Genomic DNA, 22,124 nt, shown 5'->3' with positions numbered 1-22,124 from the left:
TCAGAAAACAACCAGACAACAAGAAAAATATGAATCGCAGTTCGCAGATAATCAGAACAAGCATAGTAGGAATTGTGGCAAATGTGCTGCTTGCAGGCTTCAAGGCGGCAATAGGCATACTGTCGGGCAGCGTTGCCATTGTGATGGATGCCATAAACAATTTGAGCGATGCCTTGTCGAGTGTAATCACAATAGTCGGGACAAAACTTTCGCAGCGTCCGGCAGACCACGAGCATCCTTTCGGTTACGGCAGAGTTGAGTATTTTAGTGCCATCATTATCGCCGTTATCGTTCTGTCGGCTGGCATCACGTCGCTCATCGAGTCGGCAAAGAAGATATTCAATCCAACCACTCCGACATACACCACGGTTACGCTTGTGGTTATTGTCGTTGCCATCGTTGTAAAGCTGATTCTGGGATTCTATGTAAAGCGCAAGGGCGAGTTTCTTGAGAGCGACGCGCTTGTAGCATCTGGCTCCGACGCATTGTTCGATGCCTTCATCACGCTCACAACGCTCATTTCTGCTGGCGTTACAATGCTTTTCGGCGTTTCTTTAGACGGCATTCTTGGCGTTCTGATATCGGCGGTAATCATCAAAGCCGGAGTGGAGATGCTGAAATCGCCGGTGAACGAACTTCTCGGTTCGCGTCTGTCGGCTGAGTTCACAAAGCAGATAAAGCAGGAAGCGGCGGCTGTAGATGGCGTTCTGGGAGTGTACGACCTCATTCTGCACAGTTACGGACACGATGTAATGATAGGCTCTATTCACGTTAGTGTTTACGACACGATGTCGGCTCACGAGATTCACGGAGTAACACGCAAGATAAACTCCATGATGTACGAGCGGCACGGAATTATAATGACGGTTGGCGTGTATGCTGTTGCCACGGGTGCAAACCGAAGAGCAGAACTTCAGTCAAAGGTGATGCAGACGCTGGCGGCTCATGCCGAGATTCTTCAGGTTCACGGATTTTATTATTCCGAGAAGGAAAATCTACTTGCCGTAGATGTTGTTCCCGACATTTCCGTCCACGACGATGCCGCGCTTGTGGCTGCGCTTACAGCCGAGGTACAGCCTCTCGTTCCGGGATTGAACGTGTCTATAGCGGTTGATCATTTTTATTGCGAATAGGAAGATTGTTTGAACATGTATTGAGATGGGAAATTTTGCAAGGTTAAAAGAGAATAAAGGGATAATTTGTGGAATTTTGGCGGCGGTGTTCTACGGAACGAATCCGCTTGGCGCGCTGCCGTTGTATGCCGAGGGCGTAAACACCTCGTCGGTGCTTTTTTACCGTTTTTCGCTGGCTGCGGCAATTTTGGGTGTGTTGCTGATGATTAAGCGCAAGCCGTTAGGCGTAACTCTGCACGAATTTAAAGTGCTGATGACGCTCGGTGTTATGTTTGCCATTTCGAGTATAACTTACTATCTCAGTTTCAGATACATGGATGCCGGAATTGCATCAACCATTCTGTTTGTCTACCCGGTTTTGGTGGCGGTGATTATGTCGATATTTTTCAAGGAACGGGTAACAAAATCTACGGTTTTGTCTATTTTACTGTCGCTTGCAGGCATCGCCTTGCTCTATAGGGGAGGCGAGGGCGCAACACTCAGCACGGTGGGGATCGCGCTCGTGATGCTGTCGTCGCTGTCGTATGCTCTGTACATAATCTACGTTAATCAGTCGAGCATCCGTATGTCGTCGCTCAAACTCACGTTCTATGTTCTGCTGTCGTGTATGCTTACGCTTTTGCTTTTCTCGCTTACTTCGCCCGAGTTGCATTTGCAGTTTCCGCCATCGCCCCGCGCTTGGTTCTTTGCGTGCTGGCTTGGCGTTGTGCCGACAATCCTCTCGCTCGTTCTCATGACCATCGCCGTTCACGAGGTAGGGGCAACTCCAACGGCTATTATGGGCGCGCTCGAGCCTCTAACCGCCGTGGCTGTGGGTGTTCTGGTGTTTGGCGAATCCTTCTCGCTAAGGCTTGCCGTGGGCATTGTGCTCATTCTGTTAGCGGTGGTTATCATCGTCGTTGGAAAGAACTTTCATCTGCGAACCATCGGTCACAGATTGTCAAGACTCTTGCGCAAAACGTGGCGATGGAAGTCTTAAAAATCCTCAGGAGGCACTTTTATGTAATCTTCTGTTATAATTAGCAATAATTCATCCCGAAAAATACGAAAATGAAATTTATTTTACTATTTTTGCGAGGATGTAAAATTTAAGATTAGAAGCTATGAAGAAAACTTTATTTGCCGTAGCCCTGCTGACGGCTCTGTTTGCTTGCAGCGAGCAGAAAAAAAGTCAGAACAACGAGAATGTTAATGTAAACGAAAAGGTGCAGGCGAAAGATGTTGAAGGCCGAAAGAATTTCGGTGCACAGCACCCCGTAATCACTCCACTGCCTTGCATTATGATTGCAACATACGACGAGAAACAGGTTCCCGACGTGATGATGGCTGCGTGGGGCGGTCAGTGCGGAATGAATCAGATAACGTTCGAACTTTCGGCTCACAAAACAACAAGCAACCTTCGCCTGAAGAAGGCTTTCACCGTAAGTTTCGCCACTGCCGACGATATTGAGCAGTCTGACTATTTCGGCCTGGTAAGCGGAAACGATGTGCCTAACAAGGTTGAGCGCGCCGGATTCACGGCAAAGCCAAGTCCAAACGTTGATGCGCCAATCATCGAGCAGTACAAGCTTACGCTCGAGTGCCGCGTCGTTTCTATGGAGGACAACGACAGAGGCGGAGCGCGCGTCGTGGGCGAGGTGGTAAACTGGAGTGCCGACGAGAGTATCCTTACAGATGGCAAGGTTGACCTCACTAAACTCAAGCCTGTTGTCTTCGACTCATCTTCTAACGCATACCGCGTGGTGGGCGACAGCGTAGGTCAGGCATGGGGCTCTGGCAAGAAGTTCAAGTAAAAGCCGAAAAAAATATGTTTTGTTTTTTCTTCTTCAAATATTATGTTTAATTTTGCACTCCGAAAAGAAAACAAATATAATCAATAATATAGATGGGAGAAAATAAATACAAACGAACCTTGGTTACGTCAGCCCTTCCTTATGCCAACGGCGGCGTGCATATCGGTCATTTGGCTGGTGTGTATGTTCCTGCGGATATCTATGTGCGCTACCTGCGCCTGAAGAAGAAGGACGTGATGTTTATTGGTGGCTCTGATGAGCACGGCGTGCCTGTTACTATTCGCGCAAGAAAAGAGGGCATAACCGTGCAGGAGGTGGTAGACCGCTACCATAACATTATCAAAGACTCGTTCGAGAAATTCGGCATCAGTTTTGACATATACAGTCGCACAACAAGCAAAACTCACCATAAGTTTGCAAGCGACTTCTTCAGAACTCTCTACGATAACGGTAAGTTCATTGAGCAGACATCAGAACAGTATTACGACGAGCAGACAGGTCACTTCCTGACAGACCGTAATATCCGCGGCGAATGTCCGCACTGTCATGCTGCCGATGCCTATGGCGACCAGTGCGAGAAGTGCGGTTCAACCCTTAGTCCTGAGGAACTTATCAACCCTTACAATGCCGAGAGCGGTAATCCGTTGGTTAAGAAGGCTACAAGCCACTGGTACTTGCCACTCGACAAGGATCAGCAGTGGCTCGAGAAGTGGATTCTCGAAGACCACAAGGAGTGGAGAAGCAACGTGTACGGACAGTGCAAGAGCTGGCTCGACGGCGGCTTGAAGCCTCGTGCCGTAACACGCGACCTTGACTGGGGAATCCCAGTGCCTGTAGAGGGCGCAGAAGGAAAGGTTCTTTATGTGTGGTTCGATGCACCTATCGGCTACATCTCAAACACAAAGGAACTTTGCGACGCTCATCCAGAGCGCGGCAATTGGGAAACATGGTGGAAGGATGATTCTACACGCCTTATCCACTTCATCGGAAAGGACAACATCGTGTTCCACTGCATCGTGTTCCCTGCTATGCTTAAGGCTCACGGCGGTTACATCTTGCCAGACAACGTGCCAAGCAACGAGTTCCTCAACCTCGAGGGCAACAAGATAAGTACAAGTAAGAACTATGCCGTTTGGCTCGATGAGTATCTGGTTGATATGCCTAACCGTCAGGATGAGTTGCGCTATGTTCTTACAGCCAACGCTCCTGAGACAAAGGACAACGACTTTACTTGGAAGGACTATCAGGCTCGCTGCAACAACGAACTTGTAGCCGTTTACGGAAACTTCGTGAACCGTGCTCTTCAGCTTACTCAGAAGTACTACGATGGCGTTGTGCCAGCTTGCGGCGAGCTTAACGACTACGATAAGCAGACTCTTGCTGAATTTAAGGACGTTAAGGAAAAACTCGAGGCTCTGCTCGAAGCATTCAAGTTCCGCGATGCACAGAAGGAGGCTATGAATCTTGCCCGAATCGGTAACAAGTACATCGCCGACTGCGAGCCTTGGAAGGTTGTCAAGACCGACCCAGAGCGCGTTAAGACTGTCATCAACATAAGCCTTCAGCTTACGGCAAATCTTGCCATCGCATTCGAGCCGTTCTTGCCATTCAGCAGCAAGAAACTCCGCGAGATGATTAACATGGAGACATTCGAGTGGGATGCCCTCGGAAGCACCGACTTGTTGCCAGCAGGCAGGCAGCTTGCAAAGCCATCTCTGTTGTTCGAGAAGATTGAGGACGATGTAATCGATGCTCAGATAAAGAAACTCGAAGACACGGTTAAGGCTAACGAGGCTGCAAACTACAAGGCTGCGCCGGTTAAGGATTTCATAGACTTTGAGCAGTTCGAGAAACTCGACATTCGTGTGGGCAAAGTCCTTGCTTGCGAGAAGGTTAAGAAGAGCAAGAAACTTCTGAAGTTCAGCATCGACGACGGAAGCGGCAAGGAGCGCACAATCCTTAGCGGTATCGCAATGCACTACGAGCCAGAGGAACTTGTAGGCAAGAACGTTCTGTTCGTTGCAAACCTTGCACCTCGTCAGATGATGGGCATGGAGAGCTGCGGTATGATTCTGAGTGCCGAGAATTTCGACGGTTCGCTTAGCGTAACATCTGTTTTGCGCGACGTTAAGCCAGGTTCACAGGTTGGATAATACTTAGTAAAATCTGAAATATAAAAATAGGGAGCGGATTTTTCCGTTCCCTATTTTTTTTTTGCAGAATAGTGCAGAATTTGTCGCCATTCCCAAAATTACTATTCTTACGCTTGACAGCGGAATATTAAGAACTTAACCATATTGGTAGGCTACCTTGATAAACTGTTGTGGCTTATGTACGGCTTACCTGTGGCTTGGATGTTGCAATGAAGAAGCTACCTTCCGGCTTGTTTCTCCGAACCTTGAACGTACCTTCCTCGTACCTTGAACGTACCTTCCTCGTACCTTGAACGAACCTTCCTCGTACCTTGAACGTATCTTGAACGTACCTTCCCCGTAGCTACCCCGTACCTACTCCGTACCTTCCGGCTTACTTGCCTCTATGTTGAATCTTACTTCCTTCGACCTTGAAAGTTGCTTTTGGACTGTTTCCTGCATAACGATTCATTATTTCGCATATTATTGCAAAATCGCGCAGAACACACGAAAAAGCCGATATCAGTTATTTCTTCTTTGAAACCTTTGACAAAAGCCATTTGTAACCGATGGCGAGAACGAGAGTTACGGCCATGTAGGTCAGCGCAGCAAGATAGGGCGATCCGCTCTTTCCCCAGCCAATAGTAAAGAGTCGTATGCTTGGGTGGATTACGAACACATAGCTCGACAATGCACCGAGCCATGCCAGAGCATTTATTCCCTTCGGATGTACGAACTTTATGAAGCACACCGCCATAACCACCACGAAGAACGGTGCGGCAAGCCAGCTAAGTGCATTGAAACAGCACAGCACAGTTATTCCGGCAGCAGGAACTGCCATCCATCGGTTAAACGGAATAGGATAGCGCGCCATCCATACGCCCATGCAGAACGGCAGGAGCGAGCCTACAAAATTATAGCGCAGATACTGAATGGCATCGTGCTGTCCTGGAGCATCGATGTAGAACATTGCCACCGCCTGAAGCAAAATAGATGTTACGATGCTTACGCTCAGAACACGACGTCCGGTGCGCATTATCAGCAGATAGTAGAAAAAGTAAAGTTGAAGGGTTAGCGAGAAGTACCAGTATGGCCCCGGATATACGTTCTTGTCGGGATTTGGTAGAAGATTGACGATATAGGTGAAGTTGCACAGCACATCGACCACATTCCAACGACTGCAAACCGAATAGTTGTGATAGTAGAAATCGGCAACGAAGAAGAGGACGTAGGCAAGAATCATCAGTTTCCAGAACTTCAGAAAGTTGTACGATGTGAACTTCAGAAACGACGGAACGGGCTTTCCGCTCTCATATTTCTTTGCCATTCCGTAGCCGCTGAGAAACACAAAGACAGGCACGCCGTAGTGTCCGAAGTACGAGAAGAAGTCGATAAGTAGATTAGGACTCAGTTGCTTTACATGCTCGTACATGTGGTATGTCTTGTAGTAATTGTACTGATATTCGTTTTCGGATACGGCAAACGGCAGCCAGTGAAAAAAGTTGTGCAGGGCAATGAACAAGATTGCTATTCCCTTCAGAGCCGCGCTTTCCGCCCGAGTCAGTTCGATGTGTTTCATTTTCCTTTTTTGATTATTATATTTGTGCAAAAATAAGAAAAAACGCTCAACTAATCGGGTTTTCTGTGCGATTTATGTCCGAGTGTGCAAAATTAAAACGACAAAAAAACGGTTATATCTGAAAATGGCATCGCGTTTCATTAAAAATGAACGTTTTGACAATATAATTTCCTTGTTGGTAAAAATATTTTGGTAATAATTTCTTAAATTCGTAAAAAAATTGCAATTTTGCAAATTGGTATGTATTGGATAGAAGCATTAAAGTTTTTTGAAATATTAGAGAAGGGATTGCTGATTGGTGTGATTGTGTCAGCCCCGATGGGTCCTGTTGGAATACTCTGCATTCAGCGCACGCTGAACAAGGGCAGATGGTACGGCTTTGTAACGGGATTGGGAGCGGCTATAAGCGATATGCTTTATGCCTTTGTCACCGGTTTTGCATTGAGTTTTGTGGTTGATTTTATAGAGAATGAGCGCAATATGTTCTACCTGCAACTTGTAGGCAGTATTCTGCTGTTCATCTTTGGTGTGTACACGTTCAGAAGTAAGCCGGAAAAGAATATCCGCCCTACGTCAAACAAAAAAGGAACGCTTGTAAGCAACTGCTCGTCAGCCTTTTTTATTACGCTGAGCAATCCTCTCGTCATATTTCTGTTTATAGCATTCTTTGCCCGGTTTAATTTTGTGGTGTCCGACAGCGAGAAGAATCACCATCTTATGCAGATCGTAGGTTTCATAAGCATCTTTATCGGTGCGCTGGCATGGTGGCTGTGTCTCACATATTTCATTGACAAGGTGAGGACAAACTCGCAGGAGAAGACCATCTGGATTCTGAACCGCGTGATAGGTGTTATCGTCATGATTGTGTCAATTCTCGGCTTCATTCTCACATGGGCCGGTCTGTCGTTTCACTAAAAAACGTTTTATTCAGATATGTATATTGCTAAGAAACTGAGAGAGCAGAATATCTGCGAATATCTCATATACATGTGGCAGATTGAGGATATAATAAGAGCGTATAAGTTCGACATCGATGCTCTTAAAGACAACTATCTCACAAAGTTCAACCCAACCGAGCAGCAGATGGCTGAACTTGTTGAGTGGTACGGAAACATCATCGAGATGATGCGCAGCGAGCAGGTGATGGAATCAGGTCACATACAGATAAACAAAAACGTGATTATCAACCTCACCGACCTTCACGACAGTCTGCTAAAGAGCGACAAGTTCCGTTTCTACTCGCAGGCTTACTACAAGGCTCTGCCTTACATCGTGGAGATAAGGAATAAGGGCGACCGCAAGGATATCTCGGAGATTGAAAACTGCTTCGATGCGCTCTACGGCGTTATGATGCTCAGACTTCAGAAGAAGCCTGTAAATCCCGATACCGAGAAGGCTGTCAAGGACATTACAACGCTGCTCGGGATGCTGAGCGACTATTACACACAACAGAAAAAAGGAGAATTAGAACTATAATATCTTTGAAAAGAATGAAGAATATATTGATAACAGGCTGCAATGGTCAGTTAGGAAACGAGATGCAGCTTCAGGCTGCCAAGAATACACAATATAACTATTTTTTTACCGATGTTGCCGAACTCGACATTACAAACCGAGACGCGGTGATGTCGTTCGTTAAGGACAACGAGATTGACTGCATTGTAAACTGTGCAGCATATACGGCCGTAGACAAGGCAGAGGAGAACGAAGAACTTGCCAACCTGCTGAACAATATCGCTCCGGGCTATTTGGCCGAGGCGGTTGAGACACGCGGCGGTGCGCTTATCCAGATTTCTACCGACTATGTGTTCGACGGAACGGCTCACATTCCATACAAAGAAACTGAGTCTACATGCCCTAACAGCGTGTACGGACGCACAAAACTTGCAGGCGAGCAGAACGCTCAGGCTCATTGCAAGAATACAGTCATCATCCGCACGGCATGGCTGTACTCTACATTCGGCAACAACTTCGTTAAGACGATGATTCGCCTTGGCAAGGAAAAGGAACAGCTTGGCGTAATCTTCGACCAGATTGGAACTCCAACATACGCAGGCGACCTTGCCGACGCCATCATGACGGTAATAAACAAGGGCATAGTTCCCGGAGTATATCACTTCAGCAACGAAGGAACAATCTCATGGTATGATTTTACAAAGGCAATACATCGCATAGCCGGCATAAAAACTTGCAAGGTTAATCCTCTCCACACCGAGGAATATCCAACTCCGGCAGCACGCCCACATTACAGCGTGCTCGACAAGACAAAAATCAAGCAGACATATGGCATAGAGGTGCCATATTGGGAAGACAGTCTGGCTGAATGCATTGCTAAACTCAAATAATTTTATTAAATGAACGAAATAGAAAGAAGACGTACGTTCGCGATTATTTCGCACCCTGATGCTGGTAAGACAACCCTTACCGAGAAATTCCTGCTCTTCGGAGGTCAGATTCAGGTGGCAGGTGCAGTTAAGAACAACAAGATAAAGAAGACTGCAACATCCGACTGGATGGAGATTGAGAAGCAGCGCGGTATCTCGGTTACAACATCCGTGATGGAGTTCGACTATGAGGGATACAAAGTGAACATCCTTGATACTCCGGGACACCAAGACTTTGCCGAGGATACATTCCGCACGCTTACGGCCGTAGACAGCGCAATCATCGTGATTGACGGCGCAAAGGGCGTTGAGCAGCAGACACGCCGACTGATGGAGGTTTGCCGTATGCGCAAAACTCCGGTAATCGTGTTCATCAACAAGATGGACCGCGAGGGACAAGACCCGTTCGACCTTCTCGACGAGATTGAGGAGCAACTTCAGATTAAGGTCCGTCCTCTTTCATGGCCTATAAACCAAGGTGCTAAGTTCAAGGGCGTTTACAACATATACGAGCACCAACTCAACCTCTTCACTCCTAACAAACAGAAGGTTACGGAGAAGGTGGCTGTAGATATCAACTCAGACGACCTTAACAATCAGGTTGGTGATGCTGATGCCGAGAAACTTCGTGCCGACTTGGAACTTGTAGACGGTGTTTATCCAGAGTTCGATGTAAATACATATCTCGATGCCGAGGTCGCTCCAGTGTTCTTCGGCTCGGCCCTGAACAATTTCGGTGTTCAGGAGTTGCTTGACTGTTTCGTTAAGATTGCGCCAAGTCCGCGTCCAACAAAGGCAGAAGAGCGTCAGGTTGTTCCAACCGAACCTAAATTCACAGGATTCATCTTTAAGATTACGGCAAATATCGACCCTAATCACCGCTCATGTATTGCGTTCTGCAAGATTTGTTCGGGCAAGTTCGTCCGTAACAATCCTTACCTGCATGTGCGCAATGGCAAGACAGTCCGATTCTCTTCGCCAACACAGTTCATGGCACAGCGCAAGAGTACAATCGACGAGGCTTATCCGGGCGATATCATCGGTCTGCCAGATAATGGAATCTTCAAAATCGGCGATACTCTTACCGAGGGCGAGGATTTGCATTTCGTTGGTCTGCCAAGTTTCTCGCCAGAGATGTTCAAGTATATCGAAAATGCCGACCCAATGAAGACAAAGCAGCTTAACAAGGGTATCGAACAACTTATGGACGAGGGCGTTGCACAGCTCTTCGTAAACCAGTTCAACGGTCGTAAGTTGATTGGTACTGTAGGTCAGTTGCAGTTCGAGGTAATTCAGTATCGTCTTGAAAACGAGTATAATGCGAAGTGCCGTTGGGAACCGGCAAGCCTCTACAAGGCTTGTTGGATTGAGTGCGACGACCCCGCTCAACTCGAGGCGTTCAAGAAGCGAAAGTATCAGTTTATGGCGAAAGACCGCGAGGGCAGAGATGTATTCTTGGCTGATTCTAACTACGTTCTGCAAATGGCACAGAGCGATTTCGACCATATAAAGTTCCACTTTACAAGTGAGTTCTGATGAATTATAACGAAGAAATAAAGAAAGCGGTAGAGGTGATGCGCAATGGCGGCGTCATTCTCTATCCAACAGATACCATCTGGGGCATCGGTTGCGATGCCACCAACGAGGAGGCTGTAAAGAAAGTCTATGAGATAAAAAAACGCGCTGATTCAAAAGCACTTATCTGCCTTGTAGACAGCGAGGCGAAAATTGATTTCTATGTAAAGGATGTTCCGCTAGTAGCGTGGGATTTGATAGAGCTCTCAACCAAACCGCTGACAGTTATCTACGACGGCGCGCGAAATCTTGCTCCAAACCTCCTTGCCGAGGACGGAAGCGTTGGAATACGCGTCACCAACGAGGAATTCAGCAAGCAACTGTGCTTCAGATTCCGCAAGGCGGTTGTCTCAACAAGTGCGAACATCAGCGGAGAGCCTTCGCCAAAGAGTTTTGCCGACATCAGCGACGAGATTAAGAATGCCGTCGATTATATTGTCGGGGTAAGACAGAACGAGAAGGGCGGCGCGAAGCCGTCGAGCATCATCAAACTCGGCGCTGGCGGAGAGGTGCAGGTGATAAGAGAATAAAAATCATTCAAAAGATAATTCCCGAAAAAATATAATCATTCTTAAACAATGACGATTGAAGACCAAACTGAGTTGACAAGGCTGGAGAGATTCATCCAGTGGCGCGAGAAGAATATACCCGAAAAGAGGTTCATTCTTCTCCTTAGTTTCATTGTGGGTATAGGAACGGCTCTTGCTGCGCTTATACTGAAGACTCTTATTGGTAACATAGAGCACTTGCTTACAGAACGCTTCGATTCGACAGGAGCGAACTGGTTGTATCTGGTTTACCCGATAGTGGGTATTTACATCACAAGTTGCTTTATCAGATACATTGTCAGGGATGATATCGGGCATGGAGTAACCAAGATTCTCTATGCCATTTCTCGAAATCAGGGAAAGATTAAGCGGCACAACACTTGGACGAGCGTCATTGCCAGTGCCATAACCATTGGTTTCGGCGGTTCGGTCGGAGCCGAGGCGCCAATCGTGCTTACGGGTTCTGCCATCGGCTCAAACCTTGGAAGCATCTTCAAACTTGAGCACAAGACGCTGATGCTCCTCATCGGATGCGGTGCGGCTGGTGCTGTTTCGGGAATCTTCAAAGCGCCGATTGCCGGACTCGTCTTCACCCTCGAGGTGCTTATGATTGACTTGACGATGGCATCGCTCTTGCCGCTGCTCGTATCGTGCGTAACGGCTGCAAGTTTCACATATCTCTTCAACGGAACGGAGGCGATGTTTCGCTTCCACTTGGACGACCCGTTTCAGGTAAGCCACATTCCGGCGTGTGTATTGCTCGGCATCGTGTGCGGACTGGTTTCGCTCTACTTTACGAGAGCGATGAATGCCTACGAGGATATCTTCCGCAAACTGAAGAAGTGGTACGTCAAGTTTGCCATTGGTTCGGTTGTTCTGGCGGCTCTCATCTTCCTCTTTCCACCGCTCTACGGCGAGGGTTACGAGACTATCGAGCTTCTGCTCAACGGAACGAATCTGGACGACTGGAACGAAGTAATGAAAAATTCGCTCTTTGCCGGCAGCGCGCGATTACTGATTCTGTATCTTATTCTGATTGTGCTGTTTAAGGTCTACGCTTCGAGTTCTACCAACGGCGCGGGTGGTTGCGGTGGAATCTTTGCACCAAGTCTGTTTCTCGGCTGCGTTTCGGGCTTCATTTTCTCGCGAATGTGGAACTCGTACATCGGCGGATGGTTCTTCATTCAGGAGAAGAACTACGCGCTTCTTGGCATGGCAGGACTGATGAGCGGCGTTATGCACGCACCTCTGACGGGCGTCTTTCTGATTGCCGAACTGACAGGAGGATACGACCTCTTCATGCCGCTGATGATTGTTGCGGTATGCGCATATCTCACCATCATCATCTTCGAGCCTCACAGCATCTACTCAATGCGACTGGCAAAAAAGGGCGAGTTGCTTACGCACAACAAAGACCGTGCAATATGGACTCTGATGAGCCTCGATACGGTTATCGAACATGTGTATGACCCAGTTACAGTTGGTATGAATTTGGGCGATCTCGTAAAGGTGATAAGTAACAGTAAACGAAATATATATCCAGTCGTAGACGGCGCAGGACATCTGCTTGGAATGGTAAAGATGGACCAGATTCGCCATCTGATGTTCCGAACCGAACTATATCAGCGTTTCCGCGTTGAGGGACTGATGATTTCTTGTCCCGAAAAACTTCTTACAACCGACACGATGGAAGAAGTTATGCAGAAATTCGAGAAGAGCAAGGTATGGCATCTGCCAGTTGTCGACGGAGATGACAAGTATGTCGGTTTTGTGTCTAAGTCGCAGATATTCAGCACTTACAGACAGGTTCTTGCCGACATGTCAGAAGATTAGTATTAACCCCTAAAAACACTTGAACATGACGAAAGAAGATTTGCGTATAGTATATATGGGCACTCCCGAGTTTGCTGTGGAGAGCCTAAAACGCCTTGTTGAAGGCGGATATAACGTTGTAGGTGTGGTAACGATGCCCGACAAGCCGATGGGTCGTCATCAGGATGTGCTTTCGGAAAGTGCGGTAAAGAAATATGCCGTGGAGAAGGGCTTGAAGGTGATGCAACCTGTAAAACTGAAGGATGAGGCCTTCGTTGAGGAACTTCGCTCTCTAAAGGCCGATTTGCAGATTGTTGTAGCCTTTAGAATGTTGCCCGAAGTTGTGTGGAGCATGCCACGTTTCGGCACGTTCAACGCTCACGCATCGCTTCTGCCTCACTATCGCGGAGCAGCCCCAATCAACTGGGCTGTAATTAACGGTGATACGGAAACAGGAATGACAACCTTCTTCCTGAAGCACGAGATTGATACTGGCGATGTTATCCAGCAAGTTAAGATTCCGATTGCCGATGACGACAATGTGGAGGTGGTTCACGACAAACTTATGGCCTTGAGCGGCGACCTCGTTCTTGAAACAGTCGATAACATCATTGCCGGAACAGTCAAGTCTATTCCACAGAGCGAGATGTGCGATTGCACGGAACTTCGTCCTGCTCCAAAAATCTTCAAGGAGACTTGTATGATTGACTGGAACAAGGCAACAAAGCAAGTTTACGACTTTGTGCGAGGATTGTCGCCATACCCAGCCGCATGGACAACTCTCGTTGCTCCCGATGGCAAGGAATTGGTTATGAAACTATTTGCAACCGAAAAACTGATAGGCGAGGGCGGAACGGTCGGCTCTGTTCGTACCGACGGAAAGAAGTCGTTCGACATCGCATTGCACGACGGCTACCTCCGCATAAAGGAACTTCAGATTGCAGGAAAGAAACGCATGGACGTTGAAAGTTTCCTCCGCGGATTTAAACTTAGCAATGAATTTAAGGTGAAATAAAGTTCTCGGATTCTTTCAGAACAAAAAATGCAATTCGCCAGTTTCCCGAAAGTAATTCTGGCGAATTGCTTTTTTATTCTTTATGACTGACTGTTTTTTGTGTAGGCACGATTATATTGCTCTTTTTTTCGTTTTATATTTCTTTTTCTTTCGTTCCTATCTTTCCAATAATAATATATTCTGAAAACTGAAGCAAATCCAACGACGATAGAAAAGCATACAAAAATAATTTCCCAATGGCATTCTTTTGATTTTTTAGCTTCGAACACTTCGTTGTGTGTTTTGTCATAGTATAATTTCATTTTCTGTATAGAGTTATCATTACATTGTTCTCTATTAATTAAAACATCATATATCTGATTGTTATACGAAATGATTAAATAATAATATACATTCATTTTGACTTGTTTTTTAGTAACACCCTGTATGATGTACTCCTTTATTGGTTTCTCATTCTTTACGATTCTATACTTGGTAATATACTTATTTATGCTAATATAACAAAGTACAAAGAAAGTTATAGTCAAAGAACTCAGAATTATATGCATAAATATAATCCTTAAACAGTCAAAAAATTTTCTGTGTCTTGGAATAATGAAGTGTTCAAAAATATAAGAAATCAAGAACCACCCAAGTACCCAAACTAATAAAATAATCCAAAAAAGCATTTTCATTTTTTTTAGTATTCGTATCTAATTTTTCCCAATTCGGCAGTCTTGTGCTAGCGCGAAGATATTACCAGTATCAATAAAACTACGAGAATGTGAGAAATTTTTCATATCGAAAAGTTTAAGCAGATTATTCCGCTATCAAAATGCAAATCTAACAGAAAAAGAGGGTAGAAGCAAAGGATATTTGCTAATTCCGTGCTTATTTAATGTTTATTAACAGAAGTAGTCGGCTTACTGCTTTAAAGTTGTAAACGAGATGAGTGAAGCATGATATTGTGCTTTCGAATGTGTCATTTTGTCGTTTTTATTGTCGCAAACGACGTATTTTTCGAATCCGACTAAAATATTTAAATAAATCGCTTGCGATATAAATTATTTCTCTTATATTTACAACCAGAAAACATCGCAAACGATATAAAATTATAAGATATGGCAAAGATTTATGATTTCAAGGCTTTAACAAGCAAAGGAAAGGAGATTGATTTCTCTCAGTTTGAAGGTAAGGTGCTGCTGATTGTAAACACAGCAAGCAAGTGCGGATTCACACCTCAGTTTGCAGGACTGGAGGAGTTGAACCAGAAGTACAAAGACAAAGGTCTCGTAATCATCGGCTTCCCATGCAACCAGTTTAAGGAGCAAGATCCGGGTACAGACGGACAGATTGAGGAGTTCTGCCAGATAAATTACGGCGTTACCTTCCAGATTATGAAGAAGACCGACGTGAATGGCGCAAATGCAGAACCGATTTTCGAGTACCTTAAGGCACAGGCTCCAACCGAGGAGTATAACGGTTTGAAGGCAAAGGCAGCCAAGGCTCTCTTCAAGACCATCAGCAATAGTGTGGAGAAGGACAACGACATCAAGTGGAACTTCACTAAGTTCCTTATCTCAAAGGACGGCGAGACAATCAAGCGTTACGCTCCAACCACAGAGCCTAAGGACTTTGAGAAGGATGTTGAAACTATGTTGGCATAATTGAGAGTGCGAACAGCACGACGGCACAAAAAACGATTTAATAATCGAAACATAAAAAATAGGATAAAAATGGCAACAAACGAGACACTTGATTTAAGAGCCTACATGAGCAACAGCATCCGCAACATTATGGCGAAAGCCTATAAAAGCGTACTGTCAAATCCGCGCGAGGCAAAGTTCGCCTACCGTATGCAGACGCTCTTTCAGAAGTCGGAGAAGCGGCGCAAGAAGATGCTGGAGCAGGAAGAACTTGAAGTGCCGCCATTCCTCATCAGCAGCATCTCTACCACCTGCAACCTGCATTGCAAAGGATGCTATGCGCGCAGCAACGGAATTGCCGAGGACGAGGAGGCAAATCAGAAAGCAACTCTGACTCCCGAACAATGGCAAACCATCTTCAACGAGGTTGCCGACTTGGGCATCAACTTCTCGCTTATTGCCGGCGGCGAGCCTTTCATGAGGAAAGACATTCTTGAAAAAATTGCCGAGGTGAAAGACATGATTTTCCCGATTTTCACCAACGGAACGCTCATCGGTCCTTCTTACATAAAATTCTTGAAGGAGCATCTTAACATGGTGCCCATCATCAGCATCGAAGGAACGGCTATGGGTACAGACGAGCGCCGAGGTCAGGGAGTTTTCAAGCGTGCCATGCACTCTATGGAAATGCTGAAGGAGGAAGACCTCTTTTTCGGCACGAGCATCACGGTAACCACAGAGAATTATCGTCTTGTGACTTCGCCGCAATTTATCGACACGTTGCGAGGATATGGCTGCAAAATCGTGTTTTATGTAGAATATGTCCCGACAGAAAAGGGTACTGAACATCTTGCTTTCGACGATGAACATGTGGCAGAAATGGAGTCCATTTTGGAAGAGCGTCGTAATGCCTATGCCGACATTATCTTCCTGTCGTTCCCCGGCGACGAGAAGGCTCTTGGCGGATGTCTTGCATCTGGTCGTGGATTCTTTCACATCGGTCCTGACGGCTCGGCCGAACCTTGTCCGTTCTCGCCTTTCAGCGACAGCAATGTTGCCACTATGGGCATCCGAAAGGCACTCCAGTCGCCTCTGTTCCGCAAGATTCGTGCAGCCAAGGCACTCGGCTGGGAACATACAGGCGGATGCACGCTCTTTGAGCATAGAGAAGAAATAGAGAATATGATAGTTTAAAAACAAAGTAAGAATATGAAAATAGCAATCCGTTATTATAGCAAGTTCGGTCATTCAGCCCAGATGGCGCAGGTAATTGGCGATGTAATGGGCGTGAAGCCCGAAAGCATAGAAACACCGTTGACCGAAGAAGTGGATATTCTCTTTGTTGGTGCAGGCTTGTTTCTTGGCAAGGTTAATGGTGGCATCAAGGATTTTGCCCGCTCGCTCAATCCGCAGAAAGTAAAGAAGGTGGTGTGTTTCGGCTCGTCGGCAATCGTTAACTCTCCCGTGCCTCAGTTGCGCAGTATCTTCGAGGATTTGGGCTTCAGCGTAGCCACAGAGTCATTCTCTTGCCACGGCTCTATGGGACCTATTTATGGCGGACATCCCAACGCCGACGACCTGCAGTCTCTTCGGGAGTTTGTAAGCAGAAATTACAAATAACTCTTTTTTTGTATGAAGCACCATAGGCTTTGTGCCGATAATGATATATTTAAATTGTGTTGATATAAGACAAAAACAGAAAAAAGGGAGCAAACTTTTTACGGTCTGCCCCCTTTTTCTATCAGAAAGTGTTATTTAATCTCAATAAACTTAGTCTCTTTCTCCTTCTCCTCTTCGGTAAGTTTCGGAATCTTTATGTCAAGGATTCCGTTGTTCATCGAAGCCGAGATGTTTTCTTTGTCGGCATTGTCTGGAAGAGTAAGGCATTGTTCGTACTTGCTGTAACTGAACTCGCGACGCAGATACTTCTTGTCCTTTTCCTCCTCCTTGTTGTCGCTTTTCTTCTCCATTGCAATTACGATGTCGCCATCTTTTGTAAGCGAAATGTTGAAGTCTTCCTTGCACATTCCCGGAGCAGCAACCTCAATCTCGTAGTTCTGCTCGTTTTCTGTAACGTTGATGGCTGGCGTCGTGCCGCTGAACTTTGGTACAGAAACCCAGTTGTCGTTAAGGAAATCGTTGAAGATTGACGGTAACCACTCTTGATTGCGTGTTGAATAAATTGTAGGCATCATAGTTAAATCCTCCTGTTAAATTGTTAAACATTTAGTTAGGGTTGTTGCGGATCTGTTGCCTTGTTGGGGACTGGTCTTTCAACCTTTCACAACAAATGATGCAATAGGCGTGCCAACTGACAAAATTGTCATGAAAAATATTGTCAGTCGAGAAAAAATGTTATTTTTGCATAGTATATAAATCAAAACAGACATCAAAATGAAAAAAACATTATTATTCTTTGCAATTACCGCGCTACTATGCAGTTGTAAGGCACAGCCAACCATCACGGTTACTCTCGAAGATGCAGCCAACGATACCGTTCGTGTACAAATGTTAAAGGCTGATTTGAGCGATGCCGAATCGCGTACGCCCGAGATAATTATTGCCAAAGATGGCAAGTTTTCATATTCTTTGCCCGAAAAATCGGATGTGGCACGCATAGCCTACTTCTCGTACGCAACAAAAACAGGCGGGGGCCAGAACAACGGAATCCTCTATCTTGTGCCGGGCGAGAACGGAACTTATTCGGCAAACATCACATTAGGAAAATACGACGGCTCAACCTTCTACAAGGACTTGATGCAGATGATGGAAGGTTTCTACGATCTGAATGTGCAGATGGCCGAGATTCAGCAAGATGCGATGAGCCGACTCCGCAAAGGTGAGGACAGAGCCGCTCTTGCAGCCGAGGTTGAAGGCAAAGTGAACGAACTTATGGCAAAATCGGACGAGAAGGCAATCGGCTACATCAAGGCTCATGCCGACAACGATGTTTCTGCCATCGTTCTTACGCGAATCTACGACTACAAGGCAGCCAAGGAAGCCCTCGGACTGATTTCTGACAAGGTGCGAAACGGCAGATGCCGCAATTTTGTAAAGGCTATTAAGCAGAATGCCGAGCAGAAGGAGCGCGAGGAGGCTGGAAAAATGCATGAGGGCGATGTGGCTCCCGACTTTACGCTGAAGTCTATCAACGGTAAGAACATCTCGCTGTCTAGCCTTAGAGGAAAATATGTGATGCTCGATTTCTGGGGCTCGTGGTGCGGATGGTGCATAAAGGGAATTCCCGACATGAAGGCTTGCTATGCAAAGCACAAGGATAAACTCGAGATTCTGGGCATAGACTGCAACGATCCTGTCGACCGCTGGAAAAATGCCGTGGCAAAGCATCAACTTCCGTGGCTTAACGTTAGGGCCGATGAGGGAAGCGACATCTTTACGAAATACGCTATACAAGGCTTCCCAACAAAGATTATTCTTTCGCCAGAAGGCAAGGTGGTAAAGGCGTTCGTTGGCGAAGATCCGCAGATGTACAAATTCATCGACGAACTTCTCTCTAAATAAACCACTCCGACAACTAACATCATGTAAAACCATAGATAAAAAATGAAGAAAACACTTTTGATTCTAATGCTTGCCCTTACTGCTATTGCAGTAGGGGCGCAAAACAAAAAACAGATTATCTGGAACAATGTGCAGACTGGTTATTCGGTTGCACGCGATTTTTTGAAAGTAACCAACGTGGCGATGTACGACGACCGTACGGAGGTTTCTTTTTCTCTCAACTTTTACGGAGACCGGCGTGAGGTTGGTTTCTCGAAAGACATATCAATCTATGTCAACGACGACGAGAAGAAGGCGTACAAAGCAAAGTCGGCTACCGTGATTGAACTTGACAAGCCGTACAAGATGACATCCGACACGCTGAACTTTGCAATTATTTTCGAGCCAGTTCCTGCTGATGCAAAGATGCTTACGATTTTTGATAAGAAATTTGGATTCGGCATAACCAATATTCGCAACGCCGATTTCATTCCCGAAGGCATCACGAACACTTACTGGCGCAACAATGCCACGGGCGACTGGCTTATTGGCATAGCAAAGCACCATCTAATTTTCGACAGCAAGGTTTGGGACATCGAGAGCAGAACCGAGGAGAAAGGCGGCTACACAATAAAGACGACCGACGGCAAGACTGTTAAGATAGGAAAGCTGAAGAAAGGCGTTCGAACCTTCGCTATCGATGGCAGAAAGCCTGTTGTGTGCAGCCCAATTGTTACAAACGGTCTGCCCGACTATCCGCAGAAAGACAACCGCGAGGATTTTGTAGATAACGATTTTGCCGATGGCGACAGCGTTACAATTGTGGGCTGGCTTAAGGATATGCCGCAAAATGAATGGAAGGTAGGAAAGGAGTTTGAGATAGCCTTTAACAACATCTTTACCCGCGAGCAAGAGACATTCTATGCTAAAATGGATTCTCTTGGCAGATTCACCTTGAAGTTTCCGCTTGTAAATACGACTACGATTTTTATGGACTGGAAACGAACAACGCATTCAACTGTGGTAGAGCCGGGAAAGACTTACTTTTTTCTGAAGGATTTTATGAATAATCAGATACTCTTTATGGGCGACGATGTGCGATTGCAGAACGAGATTGCCGCATGTCAACACTTTGGTTCAATCAATCTTCGTGATGAATCTTTTGAGGCTTCGGAAAACGGTGCAATGGCATACAAGCATCAGATTGACAGCCTGACGGCGAAGGCTTTTGCTAATTTGCAGAAATATGCGGAACAGCATCCAAACATCTCGCAGCGATATATCAATCGCTTTACCAAAGAACTGAAATCGAAGCAGGCTGAAAAACTCATGCTATTCCACTATCGCATGAGGACGCTGCCACAAGAGTATGTCGATTTTGTAACCAACGAGTTGTGGGACAGAAAGTACATTATCGGTAGCGGGTATGCTACATTTATGCGCTACTTCTTTGAATACCAAAACGATAACTACAACGACAGATCAGCCCCTGCGATGCTTAAATTTCTGAAAGAGAAGGGCGTAACCTTTACGGACAAGGAAAACAAAATAATCGAAGAATATCCCGAGAAATTAAAGAATATTATTGCTGAAATCGATGCTGCAAAAAACGATGACGAAAAGAGAAAATTGGCTAATGCCTTTAACACTTCGGAACACGTTACAGTCGTAAATTCGCTGTTGCAGAAATACGACGAACAGATTTCAGTTTTGGGCTACAAAAACATTCTTGCCATAGCCGATTCTGTTTGTGGCAACGACAAGATTTTACGCGACGTTTGCATAACTCAGCTTATTTACGGCGATGCAATCTTTAATCAGCGAAAGTCTCTGAATCCGTCGCTTCTGGCATTTGCCGAAAAAGAAATCCAGCTTCCTTCAGCAAAGAAATTTCTGATGGAGCAGCACAAGAAATACCTCGCATTCGAGCAGAAGGGGGCAAATCTGCCAGTCTTCAAGTCGGCAGACAATGTTGCAAACATGACCGACGGCGAGAAGATTCTCCGCAAGATAATAGAGCCTTACAAAGGCAAGATTGTTTTGCTCGATGTTTGGGGCACATGGTGCGTTCCGTGCAAAATGGCTCTCAAAGATAGTCAGAAAGAGTTCGAAGCCCTAAAAGATTACAATATTCAGTATCTGTATCTGGCAAACCGAAGTCCCGAGCAGGCTTGGAAGAACGTGATAAACGAGTATAATGTTACGGGCGACAACGTGGCTCACTACAATCTGCCAGCCGACCAACAGTCTGCCGTTGAGAATTTCCTGAAAATTCATAAATTCCCATCGTTTAGAATTATTGATACCGATGGAAACATTATCGACCTTGACGTTGATGCCCGCGATTTTGAAGCCACAAAACGGATTCTTGATAAACTAAAGAAATAACTTCGCGTGAGCGCATATAAGAAAGAGGCATACATCGAAAAATGTAAAAGTTAATCGATGAGCCTCTTTCAAAATAAACCATTTTGACAACTAAACCATTTATAAAATATAACTTAAATGAAAAAAACACTTTTGATTCTAATGTTTGCCATTGCTGCTATAGCAGCAGGGGCACAAAACAAAAAACAGATTATCTGGAACAATGTGCAGAACGGCTATTCGAATGCAGGCGATTACGTGAACATCACCAATGTGGCGATGTTCGACGACCGTACTGAAGTATCTTTTTCTCTCTACTTTAACGGAGAACGGCATGAGATTAGTCTCTCGAAAGACATGTCGCTCTATGCCGATAACAACGAGAAGAAGGCGTACAAAGCAAAGTCGGCTACCGTGATTGGATTTGACAAGCCGTACAAGATGACATCCGACACGCTGAACTTTGCGGTTACTTTCGAGCCTGTTCCTATTGATACAAAGATGCTTACGGTTGTCGAAAAGAAATGGGGACTTGTTGTGACCAACATTCACAATGCCGATTTTGTTCCCGAAGGCATCACGAACACTTACTGGCGCAACAATGCCACGGGCGACTGGCTTATTGGCATAGCAAAGCACCATCTAATTTTCGACAGCAAG

The 22,124-nt window shown here is 45.7% G+C and carries 18 protein-coding genes and 1 pseudogene; 17 read left to right on the top strand and 2 right to left on the bottom strand.

Annotated features, from left to right (window positions below; genetic code table 11):
- The first annotated feature begins 29 nt into the window (after window positions 1-29).
- The 4 genes from T538_RS0104770 (at window position 30) to metG (ending at window position 5,079) form a co-directional block, all read left to right on the top strand.
- The gene (locus T538_RS0104770; protein ID WP_031532445.1) at window positions 30-1,133 is read left to right on the top strand and encodes a cation diffusion facilitator family transporter; all 1,104 of its coding nucleotides are present in this window, start codon (window positions 30-32) and stop codon (window positions 1,131-1,133) included.
- A 25-nt stretch (window positions 1,134-1,158) separates the two neighbouring features.
- Complete coding sequence (locus tag T538_RS0104765) at window positions 1,159-2,112, top strand: DMT family transporter (protein WP_031532444.1); 954 nt, start codon at window positions 1,159-1,161, stop codon at window positions 2,110-2,112.
- 124 nt (window positions 2,113-2,236) lie between these two features.
- Window positions 2,237-2,926: a flavin reductase family protein gene (locus tag T538_RS0104760; protein WP_081834865.1), complete on the top strand. Its 690-nt coding sequence runs from the start codon at window positions 2,237-2,239 to the stop codon at window positions 2,924-2,926.
- Between the two features lie 92 nt (window positions 2,927-3,018).
- Window positions 3,019-5,079, top strand: coding sequence for a methionine--tRNA ligase (metG, locus tag T538_RS0104755; RefSeq protein ID WP_031532442.1), 2,061 nt, complete (start codon window positions 3,019-3,021; stop codon window positions 5,077-5,079).
- 505 nt (window positions 5,080-5,584) lie between these two features.
- Here metG and T538_RS0104745 read toward each other — a convergent pair.
- Complete coding sequence (locus T538_RS0104745) at window positions 5,585-6,637, bottom strand: acyltransferase family protein (protein WP_031532441.1); 1,053 nt, start codon at window positions 6,635-6,637, stop codon at window positions 5,585-5,587.
- A gap of 240 nt (window positions 6,638-6,877) precedes the next feature.
- On the opposite strand from T538_RS0104745, the gene T538_RS0104740 reads away from it, so the two are divergent.
- The 10 genes from T538_RS0104740 (at window position 6,878) to T538_RS0104690 (ending at window position 17,216) form a co-directional block, all read left to right on the top strand.
- The gene (locus T538_RS0104740; RefSeq protein WP_031532440.1) at window positions 6,878-7,552 is read left to right on the top strand and encodes a LysE family translocator; all 675 of its coding nucleotides are present in this window, start codon (window positions 6,878-6,880) and stop codon (window positions 7,550-7,552) included.
- 18 nt (window positions 7,553-7,570) lie between these two features.
- A complete protein-coding gene (locus T538_RS0104735; protein ID WP_031532439.1) occupies window positions 7,571-8,113 on the top strand; it encodes a DUF4924 family protein in 543 nt (180 codons plus the stop codon).
- 14 nt (window positions 8,114-8,127) lie between these two features.
- Window positions 8,128-8,982, top strand: a complete 855-nt coding sequence (rfbD, locus tag T538_RS0104730) for a dTDP-4-dehydrorhamnose reductase (protein ID WP_031532438.1) — start codon at window positions 8,128-8,130, stop codon at window positions 8,980-8,982.
- A gap of 9 nt (window positions 8,983-8,991) precedes the next feature.
- On the top strand, window positions 8,992-10,557 hold the full coding sequence (locus T538_RS0104725) for a peptide chain release factor 3 (protein WP_031532437.1): 1,566 nt from the start codon (window positions 8,992-8,994) through the stop codon (window positions 10,555-10,557).
- Window positions 10,557-11,126 carry an L-threonylcarbamoyladenylate synthase gene (locus tag T538_RS0104720; protein WP_031532436.1) on the top strand — a complete coding sequence of 190 codons (570 nt, stop codon included), beginning with the start codon at window positions 10,557-10,559 and terminating at the stop codon, window positions 11,124-11,126. The genes T538_RS0104725 and T538_RS0104720 overlap by 1 nt, the downstream gene beginning before the upstream one ends.
- Before the next feature lie 48 nt (window positions 11,127-11,174).
- Window positions 11,175-12,977 (top strand): chloride channel protein, encoded by a 1,803-nt coding sequence (locus T538_RS0104715; protein WP_031532435.1) that lies wholly within the window; start codon window positions 11,175-11,177, stop codon window positions 12,975-12,977.
- Window positions 12,978-13,002: 25 nt separating this feature from the next.
- Window positions 13,003-13,971: a methionyl-tRNA formyltransferase gene (gene fmt / locus T538_RS0104710; RefSeq protein WP_031532434.1), complete on the top strand. Its 969-nt coding sequence runs from the start codon at window positions 13,003-13,005 to the stop codon at window positions 13,969-13,971.
- Window positions 13,972-15,071: 1,100 nt separating this feature from the next.
- Window positions 15,072-15,617, top strand: coding sequence for a glutathione peroxidase (locus tag T538_RS0104700; protein ID WP_031532432.1), 546 nt, complete (start codon window positions 15,072-15,074; stop codon window positions 15,615-15,617).
- A gap of 69 nt (window positions 15,618-15,686) precedes the next feature.
- The gene (locus tag T538_RS0104695; RefSeq protein WP_031532431.1) at window positions 15,687-16,790 is read left to right on the top strand and encodes a radical SAM/SPASM domain-containing protein; all 1,104 of its coding nucleotides are present in this window, start codon (window positions 15,687-15,689) and stop codon (window positions 16,788-16,790) included.
- Window positions 16,791-16,805: 15 nt separating this feature from the next.
- Complete coding sequence (locus T538_RS0104690; protein ID WP_031532430.1) at window positions 16,806-17,216, top strand: NADPH-dependent FMN reductase family protein; 411 nt, start codon at window positions 16,806-16,808, stop codon at window positions 17,214-17,216.
- Window positions 17,217-17,347: 131 nt separating this feature from the next.
- On the opposite strand, the gene T538_RS0104685 is transcribed toward T538_RS0104690, so the two are convergent.
- The gene (locus T538_RS0104685) at window positions 17,348-17,791 is read right to left on the bottom strand and encodes an Hsp20/alpha crystallin family protein (protein ID WP_031532429.1); all 444 of its coding nucleotides are present in this window, start codon (window positions 17,789-17,791) and stop codon (window positions 17,348-17,350) included.
- 199 nt (window positions 17,792-17,990) lie between these two features.
- Here T538_RS0104685 and T538_RS0104680 point away from each other — a divergent pair, with 199 nt between their 5' ends.
- The 3 genes and pseudogenes from T538_RS0104680 to T538_RS0104670 form a co-directional block, all read left to right on the top strand.
- Window positions 17,991-19,118, top strand: coding sequence for a peroxiredoxin family protein (locus tag T538_RS0104680; protein WP_051655879.1), 1,128 nt, complete (start codon window positions 17,991-17,993; stop codon window positions 19,116-19,118).
- Window positions 19,119-19,160: 42 nt separating this feature from the next.
- Window positions 19,161-21,485 (top strand): TlpA family protein disulfide reductase, encoded by a 2,325-nt coding sequence (locus T538_RS0104675; RefSeq protein WP_081834864.1) that lies wholly within the window; start codon window positions 19,161-19,163, stop codon window positions 21,483-21,485.
- Window positions 21,486-21,602: 117 nt separating this feature from the next.
- Window positions 21,603-22,124: pseudogene (locus T538_RS0104670) on the top strand (hypothetical protein); the annotation flags it as partial.

The sequence above is a fragment of the Bacteroides sp. Ga6A2 genome (assembly GCF_000702225.1).
Taxonomy (GTDB): Bacteria; Bacteroidota; Bacteroidia; order Bacteroidales; family Bacteroidaceae; genus Ga6A1.
This window is presented reverse-complemented; position numbering and strand designations above follow the sequence as displayed.